At 55.4% G+C, this 18,932-nt stretch carries 13 protein-coding genes; 1 reads left to right on the top strand and 12 read right to left on the bottom strand.

All coding sequences use genetic code 11. From position 1 onward, the window contains the following. The 11 genes from NST69_RS01360 to acpS all read right to left on the bottom strand — a co-directional run bounded on the left by NST69_RS01360 (window position 1) and on the right by acpS (window position 16,782). Complete coding sequence (locus NST69_RS01360; RefSeq protein WP_342548268.1) at window positions 1-900, bottom strand: sugar ABC transporter permease; 900 nt, start codon at window positions 898-900, stop codon at window positions 1-3. Beyond that, window positions 900-3,476, bottom strand: a complete 2,577-nt coding sequence (locus NST69_RS01355) for a DUF5696 domain-containing protein (RefSeq protein WP_342548267.1) — start codon at window positions 3,474-3,476, stop codon at window positions 900-902. The genes NST69_RS01360 and NST69_RS01355 overlap by 1 nt, the downstream gene beginning before the upstream one ends. A gap of 18 nt (window positions 3,477-3,494) precedes the next feature. Then, window positions 3,495-4,118 (bottom strand): Yip1 family protein, encoded by a 624-nt coding sequence (locus tag NST69_RS01350; RefSeq protein WP_342548266.1) that lies wholly within the window; start codon window positions 4,116-4,118, stop codon window positions 3,495-3,497. Continuing rightward, the gene (locus NST69_RS01345) at window positions 4,105-5,547 is read right to left on the bottom strand and encodes a tetratricopeptide repeat protein (protein WP_340956331.1); all 1,443 of its coding nucleotides are present in this window, start codon (window positions 5,545-5,547) and stop codon (window positions 4,105-4,107) included. Before NST69_RS01345 ends, NST69_RS01350 begins: the two co-directional genes overlap by 14 nt. Before the next feature lie 19 nt (window positions 5,548-5,566). Next, a complete protein-coding gene (locus tag NST69_RS01340) occupies window positions 5,567-6,430 on the bottom strand; it encodes a carbohydrate ABC transporter permease (RefSeq protein ID WP_209877862.1) in 864 nt (287 codons plus the stop codon). 5 nt (window positions 6,431-6,435) lie between these two features. Continuing rightward, window positions 6,436-7,356: a sugar ABC transporter permease gene (locus tag NST69_RS01335; RefSeq protein ID WP_235191816.1), complete on the bottom strand. Its 921-nt coding sequence runs from the start codon at window positions 7,354-7,356 to the stop codon at window positions 6,436-6,438. A 57-nt stretch (window positions 7,357-7,413) separates the two neighbouring features. Further along, window positions 7,414-10,323: an extracellular solute-binding protein gene (locus NST69_RS01330; protein WP_342548265.1), complete on the bottom strand. Its 2,910-nt coding sequence runs from the start codon at window positions 10,321-10,323 to the stop codon at window positions 7,414-7,416. Between the two features lie 214 nt (window positions 10,324-10,537). Continuing rightward, complete coding sequence (locus tag NST69_RS01325) at window positions 10,538-11,953, bottom strand: extracellular solute-binding protein (protein ID WP_342548264.1); 1,416 nt, start codon at window positions 11,951-11,953, stop codon at window positions 10,538-10,540. Window positions 11,954-12,850: 897 nt separating this feature from the next. Continuing rightward, a complete protein-coding gene (locus NST69_RS01320; protein WP_342548263.1) occupies window positions 12,851-13,888 on the bottom strand; it encodes a LacI family DNA-binding transcriptional regulator in 1,038 nt (345 codons plus the stop codon). 1,068 nt (window positions 13,889-14,956) lie between these two features. Continuing rightward, window positions 14,957-16,345 carry an A/G-specific adenine glycosylase gene (gene mutY / locus NST69_RS01315; protein ID WP_342548262.1) on the bottom strand — a complete coding sequence of 463 codons (1,389 nt, stop codon included), beginning with the start codon at window positions 16,343-16,345 and terminating at the stop codon, window positions 14,957-14,959. 32 nt (window positions 16,346-16,377) lie between these two features. Continuing rightward, the gene (gene acpS, locus NST69_RS01310) at window positions 16,378-16,782 is read right to left on the bottom strand and encodes a holo-ACP synthase (RefSeq protein ID WP_036722336.1); all 405 of its coding nucleotides are present in this window, start codon (window positions 16,780-16,782) and stop codon (window positions 16,378-16,380) included. A gap of 281 nt (window positions 16,783-17,063) precedes the next feature. On the opposite strand from acpS, the gene NST69_RS01305 reads away from it, so the two are divergent. Further along, on the top strand, window positions 17,064-17,882 hold the full coding sequence (locus NST69_RS01305; RefSeq protein ID WP_342548261.1) for an alpha/beta fold hydrolase: 819 nt from the start codon (window positions 17,064-17,066) through the stop codon (window positions 17,880-17,882). Window positions 17,883-18,103: 221 nt separating this feature from the next. Here the strand turns inward: NST69_RS01305 and nadE are convergent, their stop codons facing one another. Next, on the bottom strand, window positions 18,104-18,913 hold the full coding sequence (gene nadE, locus NST69_RS01300) for an ammonia-dependent NAD(+) synthetase (RefSeq protein ID WP_339312604.1): 810 nt from the start codon (window positions 18,911-18,913) through the stop codon (window positions 18,104-18,106). Between the last annotated feature and the right edge of the window lie 19 nt (window positions 18,914-18,932).

Raw genomic sequence — 18,932 nt, 5'->3', positions numbered from 1 at the left:
CTAGTCTTGATAAAAGACTTTACGTGAGATCAGCGCCGTTGTGATCCACAACAGCAGCGCGATGATAGCAAAATACATCCAGGACATGGCTGCGCTCAGCCCAAAATTGAAGCTCTTAAACGCTGTATCCACCACCATGCGGCTGGTCTGGTCGCTGATGAAGCTGTCGATGATGGTATAGACCAGATTCGTCAGGATCAGCGGGCCGATCATCGGAAACGTAATTTTCCAGAAGGCCTCGTAGCCTGTGGAGCCTTCAATCTTCGCCGCCTCATACAGGGAAGGGGAGATCGATTGCAGCCCCGCCAAAAAGATCAGAATCTGCACGCCCGATTGGCTGACAATCTCATAGATCCGGCTCACCGCTCCAGTCAGATACTGCACCACGGTGGGGCTCAGACCGGATTCGATCAGCAGCGTGGTCAGCTCCAGATTCTTGATCACCGACAGGCCTCCGCCCGTGGAATCACTGGCGCTGCGCACAACGGACTGCATCAGATCCCCGTTCTCAATGCTGGCAATAATACCCGAGGCCAGAATGACCGGCAGGAAGAAGATGGCCCGGGCCAGCACCCTGCCATGGAACTTCTGATTGAGCAGCACGGCGAAAAACAGACTGAAAATCAGAATAAGCGGGGTGTTCAGCACGATATTCATCACGGATTCCGTTAATGTCCGGACATAGGATTCGTGGGAGAACAGCGCCTCCCGGAAGTTCGCGAGTCCGATATACTTCAGCGTGAAGCCCTCATCATTGACCTGCAGGTTACTGAGGCTGAACCGCAGGGAAGACAGCAGCGGCGTCATGAACAGGAAGCAGAAGCCCGCGAACCAGGGAAGAATAAAGTACAGGCCGTAATATCTGTTTTTTTGCTCCAGGGACAGCTTCTTAAGCTTCATTATGGCTGCTCACCTCCTACCCGGTAATTCCGTCCGTCTATGGTTACTCCGCCCACAGTCACCGGTGCACGGTTATAATTCACTATAATTGCGGTACCCGCTTCATAGGTCGTCTGATAGACACCGGCCGCAAGCTTCTTATGCTCCTTGATCGTCTGGGACTGGACACTCTTCAGTACACGGCTCAAGGCCTGATACTGCCCGGCTGCCTGGTCAATCCAGCTGCGGTAATCCGCCGAGTAGAGCCGGTCGAATCCCGTCATTTTAATCGCGGAAGGATCTGCATAGAACCAGGTATAATAAGGTGCGCTCCCGGTCTCCAGCGCCTTCAGCAGGCTGAGTGATGCATCCTGATCGTCAGCCATATTCCAGGCGGTTCCGGCATATTGCAGATAGCCGTGGTACACCATCTGGAAGAAGGGGATGCTCTCATCCGTAATATTGAACCCGCTGCTCTGCATGGGCGCAGCCACTATATGACGGGCGAAGGGCGCCGCGTACGCATTGCCGCCTTCCACCATCAAGCGGGGCACCGAGCTGCTTATGCGCTCCAGCTGCTCCTTGACGATTCCCTCGGCCCGCTGGCGGTCCACCAGATCCTCCGCATTGAAATCGGAATTTAACCCGCTGCCGAGATCCCGCAGGGACAAGCCGTCCACTCCAAGCGCTGCATAATCCCCGAGGAAGCCGTCTACCACACCCGGCAGTACCCGGGGACTGACGACATAACCGGAGGGCTGCTTCACATCCAGCTTCAGCATGGAGAAGTCGAAGGGATACGTATGCGCCAGCTTGCCCGTAATCAGCCGGGAGGCCTGTGATTTGCGTAAGCCCTTGGCTTCCGGGAAGGTCTGCAGGAACGAAGCATCGGGATACAGTGTAATTCCCTTATCCTGTGCGTAAGACTGCAGCTCCTGAAGCCCTTTTGCCCCGCCAAGCTTGCTGTCCACCGATACGCCCTTCGGGTAATTATGGTTGATGCCGCCATTGAACCATCCGGTATACCGCAGTTGAATGTCCCCGATCCCCTTCTCCTGCATCTGCTCCAGAATGACCTCGGCCTCCTTGAAGGAAGTAAGCGGCTCATAAGCGCTGTAAGGGATGCCCAGGAAGAATTTCTTCTTCGGAATGCCACCGATCAATTCCAGGTAGAAGGGAACGTCCTCTGCCCCTTCCAGCCTTGCCATCCCGGTATGTTCGATTAAGTACTCCCGGTATTGCGCGGCCATGCCTGAATAGCTGGCTTCTTCCTGATCAAGGAAGCTGTACGCTACAGTGATATCTCCGGGGAAAATACCTGCCTGAAATTGCTTCACCGTACTGGAGCGCCAGCCGTTGGTCAGCGTCACTTCCTCCAGACTGCCCAGCGTATAGCTGGAGAAGACATAGTTATACTGATTCAGCCGCCCGCTGACGTCTGCCTCCACGGCTGCAACCGCATCTCCGCTCTCGATCACCGCCAGGAAGCCGCGGTCCTGAACCTTCATGCCGAATACAGGCAGCCGTGCGGTCTCCTCCTTCTGCACTTGCCCCAGCTGGGTCAGCGCAGCATCCGGCCCGTACATCGCGGTACGGTAAGGGGTAGCATAGAGCTTGTTATTATTGAAGTGTATCAGCGACCCGGAGCCGTCAGGCACCAGGCTGTAGCCTTCATCCTTCGTCCCGCTCGCCCCAAAAAACGGAAGCAGCGACAAACTCTGAATATGCATATTATCCGGATAACGGACCTTATCGCCCGGGATGCTTACCCGCAGCAGCTTCCCGTCCAACCGGTATTCCAGGGGAAGCGTCACCAGAGCGGCTCCGTCCTCCTCTTCACCGTAGGCCGCCTTATCGATGGCGATTTGCGCCTCATCATAGCCGATCTGCCCGAACAGGGAGGTCACCTTCTTCAGCCCCACTCCCTTGAAGGAGGTATCCCTTCTTTCATACCGCTTGTTCGGCTCATCGTACCTGAACCGTTTCTCAATCTCCTTCTTGTCACTGTCCTTCTCAAGGCGCCCGATGATCAGGGTACGGAAGCGTTCTTCACTGATGTATTTGGGGATGCCGTCGATATTGCTCTTGACCTCCCCCAGCGTATACACGATATTCAGGCTGTCGCCCGATTCCTCGATGGTGAACTGGCTGCTCTGCACACTGTGGGTGTAGTTGTCGTAGTTCATCAGATTGCCCTTGCTGTCATAATAGGTCAGCTCCACCTGCACATTCAGCTTGGATTTGTTATATCCGGTGGCGACAGCATCCTGTTCGCGGTCCTGCGGGTTAGAATACCAGAGCGCTCCGCTCTTCTTATCCTTAACGGCGATCTCCGTGGTCATCTGATTCAGATACAGGGTCAGATATTCGTTGTCCAGTGCCTCCTTCATGTCTGCGGATAGGTCCGGCGCTTTCGCGGTCGGGGTGTCCTGCACGCTCTGCGCTGAGGATTGTATCGCTGCTTCGGATGGTTTCGCTGCTTCAGACTGTACCGCCGATTCAGCTTCAGGTGCGGATTCGGCCAAGTCCGCGTACGGCAGGACGGCTGCGCCGCTGAGCATAAGCACAATTGCAATGATGGTTAGCTTCTTCTTCAAAGCCTGGCTCCTCCTTTCTTATCCGCGAAGTGAAAGCTCCTGGTAGACGGTGTAGACAAAACTGACAATTTGCTGGATCAGATTGAAGAACAGCAGGCCCAGGAAGATGATGATGCCCACCACGGCCAGCGTCAGCAGCATGGTTGTAATCGTTTTGAGCACCGTGTACTGATGAACCGTCATGGTCCCGATGAACAAGAGCCACACGAACCACAGCGTGGCCAGAGCATCCAGCAAATGATAGAAGGAAGCCTCCCGCAGTGTAATCACGTTGCTGAGCAGGATATTGGGGATGTTGATCAGAATCAGCGGAAGCAGGGCATAGCCTGTCGTAATGACGATCTCCGCGAACTTCCCCTCCCCGTCCATCAGCGTCGTCAGCGACCAGTTCGCCAGGCACCAGAGCAGGAACGGGAAAATAATATACTTGAGCTCATTGATGCTGTTCAGTGCTAGCGGGTGATTATAATTGACCACATAGCCCACATACTGGCGCTTCACAATCATGGTCAGGGTAAGGGCGAGAAGAATGCCCAGTGCCATGCGCAGCTTGCCCTTATTCTCGTATTTCAGATCCCAGAATCCGTCAAAGGGGTGTACTGCTACATGCAGTGAATATTTAATGTCCTTAAGAAATAGCATCCTGGACCCTCCCTCCCTTTCTCGGCCGCTTCACCAGGCGGGCAATCACGTAGCCGCCCAGCAGCACGGCTATCATTCCCGTCATATAGATGCTGAAGTGATCGCGCATATACTCCCTGCGGTATTTCCCCAGTGCCTTGGAGTAATATTCGCGGTCATTGCCCAGCTTCAGATAGGTCATAGCCTCCTTGTATTCGCCTTGGCGGAGCAGAGATTTGCCGATGCCGACATACGCCATCTCATAGTTGGCATCCAGCTTCAGCACCTCCCGCCACAGCTTCGCGGCTTCATCATGCTTGCCGGAGCTGTACAGGGTGTTGGCTTCATTCACCATGCTGCCGAACCGGGTCACCGTGAACTCGGTAATTCTCCCCAGATCACGGTCCAGCACATAAATCGCATTCTCATAGCTCTCCACCGCCGCCGGGTTCTTGAATGTGCCGAGCTGGCTGCCCAATTGGCCGATTACATATAGCAGCTTGCCGTCCTCATTGTAGGTGAAGATCCGCCCGCGCGTGGCGTCCAGTGCCCGGTAGACCCCGTTTCCGGTCACATCAATGTCAATGAAGGCGGAGCGGTCCTTACTCAGATCTCCGATCGGTGGAATCTCCCCGCCAACCCGCAGGACATCGATGCCGGAGGGATTCAGTCTTTTTACCGGAGAGAAGGTCTTCTTATCCACCGTAGTGGTATAGATGAAGCCATCCTCATCGACATCGGCATTATTGAATTCCAGCGGAATGAACTGCACCATCTTCTCGCGCTGCTCCTTGGTCGATACCGACTTCCAGAACAGATCCACAGGATCAAACTGCACCTTGTTCGTGCCCATGAAGCCTGTGAACTGCCCGTCGCTGTCGAACTCGATCAGCCCTTCATAGACCCCTCTGCCGACCACATAGATGCGGCCTGCCTTATCAACAATCACTTTCCGCGGAAAATACTCAAAACCCGCTCCGATCACATCCGCCTTCGGCGCCCCGATCTCCCGCACGAAGGTCCCTGTGCCGTCCAGCTCGACCAGCCGTCTGTTCTCCGTATCCGCCACGTAGATCCGGCCGGCGTCCGTAACGAAGAGACCTTCCGGGTTATTGAAGCTGTCCTTCTTCTCCCCGTTCCGGAAGCCTTCGATGACACGGAGTGTGTTCCACTCCTTATCCAGCACCACAATCCTCCCGTTCCCGGAATCGAGCACATAGAGCAGCCCTTCCGCTGAGACAAACAGGTCTCCCGGAGCGGTCCAGGCTCCCGTCCCTGCCTCCAGCCCGCTGATGGCCCTCGAAGGAAGATAAGCAATCGGCGACTGAACAGCGTCTCCCCAGTAGGAGTAGGTATATCCTTCATACGGTGCAGCCCCGGCCGGCCTAGGACACAGGCTCACAAGCAGCAGCACGGATACAAGCACCAGTATCGATGACTTTATTCTCAACCCTAACGCCTCCATCGCTTCAGTCCTTCATGCCGGACGAAGCCATCGTCTGAATCACATTGCTCTGTGACAGAATGAACGTCACAATCGGCACGGTCATCATAATCACCGCCACCGCGGCTCCGACTCCTGCACGGGCGATCCCGCCCTGAATAATCTGGCCCATCGCGTAATGCAGCGTCTTGAGCTGCTCGCTGTAGATGAAGCTGCCCCCGTCCGTGCCCCATAGCATCTGCATCATCAGAATGAGCAGCGTCAGCCAGGCCGGCTTCACCAGCGGCATGACGACCTGCCAGAAGATGCGGTATTCACTTGCCCCGTCTATCTTCGCCGCCTCCAGCAGCGCATCCGGGATCTGCTCCATGAACTGCTTCATGAGATAGAGTCCCAGCGGATAGGCAAAGGCAGGAACGATAACCGCCTGGTAGGAGTCCATCCAGCCCAGAGCGGACATAATCATATAGTTCGGTATCGCGGTGACATGCGGCGAGAACATCAGCGACAGGACAACCACGGTGAACAGCACCTTGGAGCCGCGGAATTTATGCTTCGCCAGCGGGTAAGCCGCCGCCGAGGCCAGCAGAATATGCCCGGCTGTACCGGCAGCGGTAATGAATACCGTGTTGAATATATATCTGGAGAACGGCACCCAGGAATTCTTCATCACCTGAAACAGATTGGCGAAGTTCTCAAGCGTGGCATTGCGTACAAACAGCGTAGGCGGGAAAATAAACAGCTCATCCAGCGGCTTGAACGCATTGTTAATGACATAAATTAACGGAACCGCCATGAATGATCCGAATCCGGCCAGGGCCAGGAACAGCAGGGCGTCGACCTGCCAGGAACGGTTTACTTTTTTGTTCAGACGTATCGCCAGCTTCATCCCGCTTATTCACCCACCCTCTTCAGCAGCTTTTGAACAATCAGATTGCTACCCAGCATCATCACGAACAGCACGGTGGCAATCGCCGAGGCATAGCCCATCTCGAAGCGGATCGTACCGTAGTCCACCAGATGGGTTACAATCGTATGCGCCCCGTACTGCACACTCGGGAAGCCTGCCAGCGCCATAGCTACATCAGCAACTGCCAGCGACGCAGTGATCTGAATAACCGCGCCGAACATCAGCTGCGGGCGCATGGAAGGGAGCGTAATGAACCACAGCTCCTGCCAGCGGTTTTTGACACCGTCCACAGCCCCTGCTTCATACAGCGTCTTGTCAACGGTCTGCAGTCCGGCGATGAAGGCCAGGAAGCTGGTCCCGAGGCTTAGCCAGAGCTGTACCAGCATGATGATCCCCAGCATATACTTGGGGTCCTGCAGCCATTGGATCGGCTCATAAATTACGCCAAGCTGCATGAGAAGTCCGTTGATGATCCCGTAGGAGTCACTGGAGAAGATGATCTGCCAGATGAAGAATACATTCCCCGAGATCGACGGCGCAAAAAAGATCAGGGTCATAAACGCCCGCAGCTTGGGATTCAGCTCATTGATCAGCCAGGCAAACAGAAAACAGGCGATATAGCTGACCGGTCCGGTAACGACCGAGAAAATCAGTGTATTCTTGACCCCGATCAGGAACACATCATCGTTCCAGAGCAGCTTGGAATAATTCTCCCAGCCGATCCAGCGCGGCATCTCCAGCATATTGAAGTGCGTGAAGCTGAAGATGATCGAAATCGCCACCGGCAGTACGGTAAACAACAGAAACAGCACCATATATGGAGCCAGCAGGACGTACAGGTGCTTATCCCGCCGCACATCCTTGCCGAACAATGCCCAGTAATTACGCAGCCCGGAAGGGGACAGCCGGGGCTGAATCAAGGGTTCGGCCGTATTTTTCACTTTCTGCACAAGAGTCCCTCCCTATTCCCTTCGTTTCAAATCGAACTCTGCTCTCTTCTGATCAATCTCATAGTCGATCTCCTGCACATAATCGTACAGGGCATCGGCGGTGTTCGTTCCATTGTTGATGACCTCGCGCAGGGCATTGTCCAGATGGCGTCCTGTGAAGTAACCGCCAGGCACCTCAGGCACACCCTGCACCCATTGCCACTGCTCCTCCAGATGGCGGTAATCGCTAGTCGGCCATGGCAGCTCCTTAAGCGCTTCAACGTTGGCGGTCGGATACCGCGCAGCCGCGCCCATGAGGCCCTCCATCTCCCGGCCGAAGCGGACCTGCGAATCCTTGTCGACCCACCACTTCATGAATTCCCAGGCGGCATCCTTATTCTTAGCCTGCCTCAGCATCAGGGCGGCAGTGCCCCCGCTGGCAACGTCCCTGCGGATACTGCCGTCCGGCTGCTTCGTCCCCGGAACCGGAATGAATTCCCATAGCCCCTTAATCTCCGGAGCAGATACGCTCAGATAGTTATAGAAGGTATAATCCTGAATGCCGACCGGCATCTCTCCGGTGCGGAACCGCATCGGGAAGTCGAAGATCAGCGGCAGCTTGTAGCTGGTATAGAAATTGGTCCAGTTCTTGAAGGCAGCCAGCCCGGTCTCTGTATCAAGTCCGCTCTTGGCTCCGTTATTCAGATAAAATGATCCGCCCATCTGATAGAGCAGCATAGCATAGGCGCGGTTGACCTCCAGCACCGGCACGCCTGTCGTCTGCGCGAGCGGCAGCGCCATATCCATCCGGTGCTTCTGCAGCACCGGAATCATTGCATATACCTCATCCCAGGTCTGCGGCGGCTCAAGATTCAGCTCCTGCAGAATATCCTTCCGGTAGAACAGCATGTTGAAGATCTGCTGCTCTGGCAGGGCAAAGACCTGATTCTCGAACCGGTACGGCACGAGCGCGCTGTCTCTGAACTGCTTCACCACTTCCTCATAGCCGGGATACTTCGACAGATCCTCTGCCGCTTGGCGCATCCCGAAGTTCACCGGCATATCATTGCCGACCTGCATCGCCACATCCGGCCCTTCCCCGGCCAGCGAGGCGCGCAGCAGCACATTCGGACTCACCAGCTTCAGATTGACACCGATGCCGGTGAGCGGGGTAAATGTATCATCGATCATTGCCTTCAGCACCTGCGCCTGGTCGCGGCCGGTTCCAATCCATACATCAATGGTCTCGCCGTTCTCCGTGGTATTGCCAATCGTGTTGTAATCCTCGAAGAACGAATGGGTGAAGGACGACACCTCATGCACAAGCTTCCTGAACCCGGAAGCATTCGCCTTCGGCAGCTTCACATCCGGCGAAGAGAGCAGCAGGTAATCAATCTCCAGCGGCTGCTCCCGTACCTCCAGAATCCAGGAGCCGACGCTGCCGACATTGATTTTGAACTGCGACAGCCGCTTCTGCACCGTTTCCGGCTTGTCGGCCATGTCCGCCAGCTGATAGGCAGTTTTATTCAAGGTTGCGGTTTTATCACTCTTTTCCCCTGTAAGCCGGACCAGCTCTTCCGATACGCCATATAGAATCTTGCTCTGCTCACGGAAGACCGCCGTCATATCCGGGATTTGCTCCTCCAGCTTGTAATCGCGGTACGGATCAGGCACATTGCCTGTAATCATCAGGATTTTCCGGTACATCGCATTAATGTCCAGCACACTGGCCTCCACCTGGCGCAAGAGCGGTGCAATGGCCCCGAGGCTGACCTCCAGCTGCAATTCGTGTTTTCCTTTGCTTAAATAGAATAAATAGGGCTCCTCATCGTTCCCCAGCCGATTCATCTGCCAATCCGAATCATAGTAGAACGGAATCTGCAGCATTTCCCGGAACGGAATCTCTCCGTCAATCCGCATAGAACGTGTGGAATAAATCCCTCTTAACAGCTCCTGCCGGCCTTTGATGGTGATGTTGTACAGACCGTCCTCCGGCGCTTCCACTTCCCAGGCAATCCATTGGCCCGGTACCCGCCAGTTGTTGCCGCCAATCGTGTTCATTCTGATCTTGGAGACATCGTACGGCTCTGTTGAAGGGCTTGAGCGGTCTGTGATCGGATACAAGGTCGGGGAGGATTTGTAGACCGCCGCTTCCCCCTGCACCTTCACCGCGTGGCCGCTGGTGGCCTTGTACCCCTTAGCTTCGTAGCTCTGCTTCACCTCTGCGTAGGCAGCGGGTGCAGCGTAGCTGTGCAGCTTAATATAGTCGATGACCATCGGCTCTCTGCTGGACACCATCGTCAAGGTGTGCCGTCCGGCCGACAGATAGAATTGGTATGGCTCCTCATAGTAACCTTCTGTATCTCTAAGCAGGGTCTCCTGCCAGGCCGGGGCCTCAATCTGGCGCGGCCGGAGATCATTGTCCCGGTTATCCTGCTGGATCTCCGGGTTCTCATTGACCCAGATCCGCCCGAAGGACAGATTGCGGGCGCTGGTGAACGGCAGCTTGCCGTCGATCAGCAGCTCACGTTCAATCGCCGAGCTTTTGCCCTTCACCGGATAATACCGGACAGAGATGTGGTACAGCCCGGACTTCGGCACATCCAGCTGCCACTCCACCGAACCGCTCTCCTCCGTTCTGACGTATCTTCCCGTCTCCCCGCCAAGCTCCGTCAGCACCTCCGGGCTCATCCCCTCGGCCCCTGTATAATCGGCTCCCTTCAGCATAATTTCTTCGCGGGGCTGCTCCTCGCCCTCGTATTGCTGCAGATAATGCTCATAGCTGCCCTCAGGCAGCTGCCGCACCTCCTGCCCGTTCCCCGTTACACCTTGCGCCTGGGCAGCAGGCAGCTCTGCGCTTGCCGCTGGCAGCGCCATCATGGAGATCAGCATGACGGTTACAAGTGTCCGGTTCATCATCCGCCGGGATAATGATATTCTCACTCGGGTTCCCTCCTCTAGCAGACTTGCATATTAAGAGTGATACAGGTGGTGCAGAATAGAAGGATAAATAATTGTGTGAAACATATAAATCCTTATATTTCAAGCGCACACGGCTACGCCGCCCTATAAGGGCGGCTGCCTATTTTGCAGACAAACACAGCAGGTATTGCGCAAGACAAGCAGGTATTACCCTTGTTATGAGCTGTCTAGCTACCTATTTCTTCTCTTTATCCTGCTCACCGCTCAGTACTTTCTTGGCTGCGGCCTGCGCCGTTCCAATGACTTGGGCCACCCCGGTGGACGGTGTAATCTCGCCCTTCAGGAATTTCTCAGTCACCTTATCCAGCTGATCCTTGACGCCAAGACCGCCGTAACGTCCGCCGAAGACCCGCTCCACCTTACCTTCATCATTCATCGCATTGGCGATAGAGGCTTCATCCGGCAAAATATTCTCCATCGACAATCTGCGGTTCTCCTGCCAGCTGTCGAACGGCTGCAGATCCTCCCAGATTTTTACGATTGTATCCGCATCCTTAACCCCTTTGGGAATGGCATAGGCTGCTGTCTGGCCCAGCGGATCGTAGTACTTATCGGCCTGCGGGCCTTTTGGAATATAGACATATCCCCATTCATCCTTCATCTTGCCAAGAATACGCCCCTCGATTTCCCAGAGACCGCCCGGATACATAGCCACGGTGCCTTCTCCAAAATACTTAGCCGGGTCTTCCCAGTCATTGCCCTCGTTAGGCTTGAATACCTTATCCTGCGTGTACAGCTTATGAAGGAAGTTAAGCGCTTCCATGGATGCCGGTGAATCAAAGACCACCTTCTGAGTAGCTTCATCGTAGATTTTGCCGCCGTTGCTGGCGATCAGCAGCTCCGAGATCACATAATGGGCTCCGGCCAGACCGTACTGGTCCATCTTCCCGTCCCCGTTCTTGTCAATCGTCAGCTTCTTCGCCGCATCAAGCATCGTATTCCAGTTCCAGTTATCCTCATCCATTAGCTGCTGCGGGTCCTTCAGGCCCGCTTCCTTGAAAATACGCTTGTTGTAGAACACGCCGCTGTCGTTCGGGCTATACCAGCTCTCCAGGCCATAGACCTTGTCGCCGCCGAAGCGCATGGAATCAATCACACTCTGATTGATGAGTGAATCCTTCAGATAATCATCCAGCGGTGTCAGGAAACCGCCATGCATCAGGCCCCAGATGAAGCCGTCAGGCAGCCGGACAATCTCGGCAAACGGATCGCTTGCCATAACGGAAGAGGACAGCTTCTCGGCGGTGGACCAATACTCTGTATTCAGGTATTTAATCTTGACGTTGTATTTCTCTTCCACTGCTTTGATCCGCTCGCGGGCAAGCTCATCTGCCTCTGAATCCCCGACAGGAGTGGCATCCCACCAGTGGGAGATGCGGATCTCCCGCCCGTTCAGATTAGCAGCCGGCTCCTTCGGCGCTTCCGTTGCCGCTGCTGGCGTTTCACTGGCTGCCGGAGCCTGAGTCGCCTCCGCCGCCGGTGTTGTTGCCGGTGCAGACGCGTTATTCCCTCCGCTGCAACCGGTTACAAGTGTAACTACGGCTGTCAGCAGCATGAACCACGCCGAGCTTTTCTTCTTCAACTGTTTCACTGTTCGCCACGCTCCCCTAATTTCAGTGATGTTAAGCTAATCCAAGATTGAACTGATTCAAGATTGAACTGATTCAAGATTGAACTGATCCAAGATTAAACTGATTCAAGCATGTCTGCGTCCGTCCCCCGCTCCCTTCCCGATGTCATATTTATATAGTGGCGTATGCCAGCATATAAGCCCTTAAGACTACCCTTGAGATGATGAAAAGAAAACTTGGAAATAAATGAACTTGGATACGGTTATTGCCGCCCCCTAAGGGCGGTGCCGTATAAGCGAGAAAAGATAAGGAGCATTGCATGACCGAATCGTCCCTTTAAGGGCGGTGCTGCTCCAGAGGAAAGGATTAGGATTGTTGTACGGCCCCTGCCGTCCCATTAAGAGCGATACTTCTTCAGAGGGAAGGATCAGGATTGTTGTACGGCCCCTGCCGTCCCATTAAGAGCGATACTGCTTCAGAGGGAGGATCAGGATTGTTGTACGGCCCCTGCCGTCTCTCTGAGGCGGCACCTCTCTCGTGGGAAATATCAGGATGACTGGTGGGTTATGGCTGCGAATTCTTATACTTTTCAAATTATCAGTAAATTCGAAAAATCCCCATGTCCCATATGTACAGCCAGAGTAACCGCTTACTCAAACTCTAAAAAATAATGAAATGGGTTTCATGAAATCCATTTCATTATAACTTCTGGTTATCCCCTGGTCAATCCTACTTTACACAAATTTCATGCTTCAATCCAAAAACTTTCCAGAATACAGGCCCCCTCGTGCTGACGCACTCCACATACGCCTGGAAAGTTCTTGACCGGCCCTGGATGAACATGTTTGAATGCTTGCGCGGCAGACCTGTCTGGTAAACAGCTTCCGGCGGGTAATATTGCTGGGCTATTCTGAGAGCTATTCTGCAGGATTCTTCGGGCGTCCCGTGCTGTCACGTACCACCAGCTTTGGCTGGAGCACCGTACGTTTCCTGGGATTTCCGCCGCTAATCAGCTCATGAAGCATCTCTACAGACAGCTCCCCCAGCTGGTTGGTGTTCTGCGACACCGTGGTCAGCTCCGGAATAACCGCTCTGGACAAGGGAGAATCGTCGAACCCGACGATCGACAGATCTTCCGGTATCTTCAGCCCATGCTGGGTGGCTGATTTCAACGCGCCAATGGCTGTAAAATCATTCACACACAGCACCGCTGTCGGCCGGTCCTCCTGCTCCAGCATCCGGTCCATCAGCGTCCGCCCGCCCTCGATCGAGAAGTCATGGAACATGACCCAATCCTTGCGCAGCGTAAGCCCCCGCTCCTTCAGCTTCATCCTCACGGACTTCAGCTTCACCTGAGTTGTGGAAGTCTCCTCCATCCCCCCGAGGAACCCGATTCTCCGGTGCCCCAGGTCCAGCAGATGCTGGGTAGCCAGCGCCGCCCCTTCCTCTTCATCGGTGTAAATGCGGTGCAGGCCGCTCCGGGGCAGATTGCCGTTGACCAGCACGATCGGCACATGCTTCGACAGCTCCACGACCTCCTGGGACAACGCTGGCGGACACTGATTCAGGTTAATTCTGCCGCCCAGGAAAATAATCCCGTCCACTCTTTTCTCCCGAAGGATGCTAAGGTACTCCGACTCGCGGCTATGCTCCCCCGCCGTATCGCAGAGGAAGAAGGTATAATGCTTCTCTCTGGCTACATTCTCGGCTCCCCAGAAGACCTCCGGGAAAAAGGGGTTGGTGATGTCAGGCAGAATCATGGCGATGGTGCCGGTCTCCTTCTTGAGCAGACTGCGGGCAAGCGCGTTCGGCTGAAACTGATGCTTCTCAATCACAGCCATGATGATCTCCCGGGTGCTCTCCTTGACCGGAGCTGTATTGTTGAGGACACGGGAGACTGTGGCTACGGACACCTGGGCCTCCTTGGCGATATCATATATGGTAATCGTCTTCATCCTTTACCTCCTTGGTCTCGCGTTCCTGGCTTATAGCAAATTACATCCGGGGCGGATGGGTGCGGGGGTTGGGGTGGGGTGGGGATTGGGGTGGAGCGGGAGTTGGCAGGGGGGGGCAGGGCGTGGGTAGAGTTGGTAGGGCGCAGGGGATGGGGCGGTGCTTAGTGGCCCTTTATTCGTGCCAGCCGCCAACTGCTCCTCATTTCGCTCAACCACTAACTTTTTGGGAAATTCAGGGTACTTGTGCTCCTCATTTCGTTCGATCCGCCCACTTTTGGTTGATTCAGGGGTATTTGTGCTCCTCATTTCGCTCAACCGCCCGCTTTTGGCCAATTCAGGGGTATTTTTGCTCCTCATTTCGTTCGACCCGCCCACTTTTGGCAATTCAGGGGTATTTTTGCTCCTTATTTTGCTCGACCACTAACTTTCGGCTAATTCAAGGGTACTTGTGCTCCTCATTTTGCTCAACCACTAACTTTCGGCTAATCCAGGGGTACTTGTGCTCCTCATTTTGCTCAACCACTAACTTTCGGTTAATTCAGGGGTATTTGTGCTCCTCATTTACGTCTGCGGCTCATTTTCGGCACATTTAATGGGATTTATCCCTTTGATTTCACCGTGCGGCCCATTTTCGGCACATTTAATGGGATTTATCCCTTTGATTTCACCGTGCGGCTCACTTTCGGCACATTTAATGGGATTTATCCCTTTGATTTCACCGTGCGGCTCACTTCCGGCACTTTTAATGGTTAATGGGTTTTTGCAGTCTGATTCCGGCGCGGTCAATGGCGCACATATACTATACTTTCGGCTGTTGAGGTCAGGTAGTACTTAATTCCAGTTTGTCCACAACCGAAGCCCCCTACATTTGCTCAACAGCACACGGAAGCGGCGGCACCCTCTTTAGAAGGACGGCAGCCGTTGCAGCGTTGGTGAGAAGATGAGAGAAGCACCCCCGTCTAGCACCAAACATACTAATCTTTACACTGCAATCGGCAGCAGTGATGCTTGTCCGTTGGTGATCTGTATGGCTCAGCAGGGATTAGCATAGCGGTAGCAGCTTGGAGCCTACGTCCCTTGCTCATCGAAATAGCTGTTCAGCAGCTTGAGGAACACATTCGGAAAAGCGTAATTTTTCATGTCCTCACGGTTGATCCAGCGCTGCGCTCCGCTGTCTGCTGCATCAGCTGCGGCATCCCCGCTGTCGAACAGCGCCAGCGGTGCGTCTTCCCCCGGCTGTGCCCCCAACGCCGCAGCCAGCAGGCTGTTCTCACGCTCCACATGAGCCGCTCCCGCATCCACTCCCAGCGGACTATTTTCGCGCCCCGCATGTGCATCCACTCCCAGCGTGCCATCCGCGCGTCCCGCATGCGCAGCCCCAGCGTCCGCCCCGTACACGGCGCGGCTCTCCGCTACCAGCGGCAGCGCCGCCTCTTCCCTGCAGCGGTACACCTGCAGGGTCCACACAATATGGCTGAATGTATGCTCAGCAGCCATCCAGTGCCCCTCAGGCCGGGCGTGAATCCCGGCCTGGCTCATGGATCGGCGCAGCCGGTCCAGCGCTGCCGCTTCCGGCAGCAGCGCACCGCGCGCGCCGCCGGCCTCAGCAGGCGGCGCAGGCCAGTGCGGCAGCTCCCACATGCGGGCCAGCAGCCCGCTGGCCGGCCGCTGCCGGATCAGTACCCGGCCCGCGTGCTCGCCGCGGCCCTCCACTAAGGCAGCCAGCCGCTCCTCCGGACGCGGCGGCTTCGCCTTGGTCTTGACGGGCAGCGAGGCCTCGCTGCCCGCCAGCCGCGCGGCGCAGTGCTCCATCACCGGGCACGGAAGGCAGCGCGGTGATTTCGGCGTGCAGATGAGCGCGCCAAGCTCCATCAGCGCCTGATTGAAGCTGCCTGCCTCCCCTTCGGGGATCAGCTCGGCGGCAAGCTTCTCCATTTTCACACGGGTCGGGCCTTTGGCAATGTCATCCTCAATCAGGAAATACCGGGATAAGACGCGCATCACATTGCCATCCACCGCCGGCTCCGGCCGGTTGAACGCGATGCTCAGAATAGCACCGGCTGTATACGGGCCTACGCCCTTGAGGCCGAATACGGCATCGCGGTCATCCGGCACCTGCCCCCCGTACAGCTCCTTGACCTGCTTCGCGGCATGCTGGAGATTCCGGGCACGCGAGTAGTAGCCAAGGCCCTCCCAGCATTTCAGCACCTCCTCCTCCGGTGCATCTGCGAGCGCCTCCACGGTTGGAAACTGCTCAATGAAACGGTTGAAATAAGGAATTACTGTATCTACCCGGGTCTGCTGCAGCATAATCTCAGAGATCCAGATGTAATACGGGTTACGGTGGCGCCGCCACGGCAGGTCCCGCTTCTGGAGGTGGTACCATTCCAGCAGGAACCGGCTGAAGAATAACTTGGCTTCCTGCTGCGCTTCTATGTGCTTCTCATCTGTGGTCATCGTTATTCTCCTTGCCGTTCAAAATTATATAGTTACAGGCTGTGGCCGGTCGTCCGCTCCACCACCGCGAAGGCCGAGGCCAGTCCGCGGCTGTGCGTAATGGTGAGATGAATGACATACTCCTGCTCCGGCAGCCCCAGCCGGGCCCAGGCCTCCGCCGACAGTATGGCTACTGGCTTGCCCAGCGCATCCGGCAGAATCTCAATGTCCTGAAAACCCACCATCTGACCGATTCCGCAGCCCAGCGCCTTCACAACCGCTTCCTTGGCCGAGAATCTCCCGGCGGTGAATTCCGCTGTCTTCGCGCCTTTGCCTGCGGCCAGCACCCGCTCCGGCCCGGTCAAAATTCTCCGGGAGAACCGGTTGCCCAGGCTGCTCTCCGTAATCCCGGCAACCCTGCCGATTTCCAGCACATCATGCCCGATTCCATAAATCACACTTCCACACCTCTCCTGGCTCTGCATTCCTTAACCCTCTTATATTACCTTCTATCCTTACCCTGCGTCTAATGATATGATCTTGCTAGGACTCCACAGATCTCATGTAACAGTGAAGCCTGTCAGCTTCTTGACCAAGTATTATTAATAATAGTCTTAGCGTCAGCTTTCTGCTATCTTAAAAGAAAAAAAACTGAAAGTCTATCACCCGCAAATCAGGTATATCCGGTAAAGAAGTACAACCGCCAGTTCTAAGAGATGAAGGAAAGGAAGAATACCTTATGTCCCGTAATTTTGAATTACCTGCAGGAGAGGATACGGTGCTTCGCTGCTCCCATTTTCCCGCTCAGGGAGAGGCCCGGAGTGTGGTGGTTATCGCTCACGGCTACAAAGGCTTCAAGGATTGGGGGATGTTCCCGTATACGGCACAGGCGCTCAGCGACGAGCATGAAGTGATCAGCTTCAACTTCTCCCATGCCGGCATCGGCGAGGATCTGCAGAATTTCACCGAGCTGGATAAGTTCGCCCGCAATACCTACCAGCGTGAGATCAAGGATATGGAGATCCTGCTCTCTTATCTGAGCCAGCACCACAGGTTCGGCAGCCTCCCGCTTTTCCTGCTGGGCCATAGCCGCGGCGGGGGCGACTCACTCCTCTACGCACTGGATCATCCGGCAGAAATTGCCGGGGTCATCTCCTGGAACGGGATCACTAACTTGGATCTGTTCACAGAGCAGCAGAAGAGTGAAATGCGGGAAAAGGGCCGGACCCATGTGCTCAACGGACGGACCGGCCAGCAAATGCCGCTGGACGCCATCATTATAGATGATCTGGAGCAGCAGGCGGAGCGTTACCAGATTCTAGAGCGGATGAAGCAGGCCAACTTCCCCGTTGTCCTGATTCAAGGCAGTGAGGACGGCGAGCATCTGCGGCGCGGCTCCGAGCAATTGGTCCGGCTGCGGCCGGATATCGAATGGGTGCAGATTCCCGGCGGCAATCATACCTTTGGCACCGTTCATCCTTTTGCCGGAACTACCCCCCAGTTAGAACAGGCGATATCCGCTACCAGAGAGTTCATCGACCGGGTGCTGGCGAAGTAGGCCGTACATTTATAATGAGCCTCACATACCTGGCTGCCTAATTGTATTCACTGTATTCGGTTTTTCACATACATTTGGCCAGTCCGCCTTCATACGAGCTATTGTATTCGGTTTTCCGCATACATTCGGCTCGTTCGCCTTCGCACCAGCATACTCTTACACAAAAACCGCCGGAGCGTCTGCATCAAGCGCAGCGCCCCGGCGGCTCCGGCATAACCTGTCTAGATCCCCGGAATACTATCGCGCTTATGCGCCGTTCTCCGGAAGAAGCGCTCCAGCTTCTCAGCCGCTTCAGGGCTGACGGTCTTCCCCTCCAGATAATCGCTGTTCTCCTCATAGGTGATTCCAAGCTCAGTCTCATCCGTCTGGCCCGGCCAGAGTCCGGCCGTCGGCGCTTTGGTTACGATATCCGCCGGCACGCCAAGCGCCGCAGCCAGCTGCCGTACCTGCCGTTTGTTCAGGGAGGACAGCGGTGTTATATCGACGGCGCCATCGCCCCACTTCGTATAGAATCCGGTAATGGCCTCAGAGGCATGATCGGTACCCACCACCAGCAGATTGTTCTCAAAAGCAAGCGCATACTGCATCACCATCCGCGTTCTCGCTTTTACATTCCCCTTGCCCTGATGGGTAATATGCTTGTGCTGGCCCAGGGCCTTCAGGCTATGCTCGACCTCCAGGGCGATCTCGTTCACCGCTTCTTCGATATTGGTCTCCACCGTATGGGTCAGCTCAAAAGCCCGGGCCACCGCATAGCTGTGCTCAATATCCTCCTGCTCCCCGTAAGGCTGGAACACCCCGAGTGTCATATACTCCTTGCCTTCCTCCGCCGTCAGCTCGTCCGTAGCCAGCTTGCACAGACCCGCAGCCACCGCGCTGTCCACACCCCCGCTAATCGCAATCAGCAGACCTCTGGCCCCCGCCTGGAGCGCATACGCTTTCAGGAAATCTACACGCTTACGGATCTCCGCATCCGTATCAATCACCGGCTTAACTCCCAGCGTAGCAATAATCTCTTCCTGCAGACTCACAGGACCACCCCGTTTCTTA

The sequence above is a fragment of the Paenibacillus sp. FSL P2-0089 genome (assembly GCF_038595095.1).
Lineage (GTDB): Bacteria > Bacillota > Bacilli > Paenibacillales > Paenibacillaceae > Paenibacillus_AQ > Paenibacillus_AQ silagei.
Note: the sequence above shows the minus strand (reverse complement) of the source record. Positions and strands in the feature narration are given on the sequence as shown.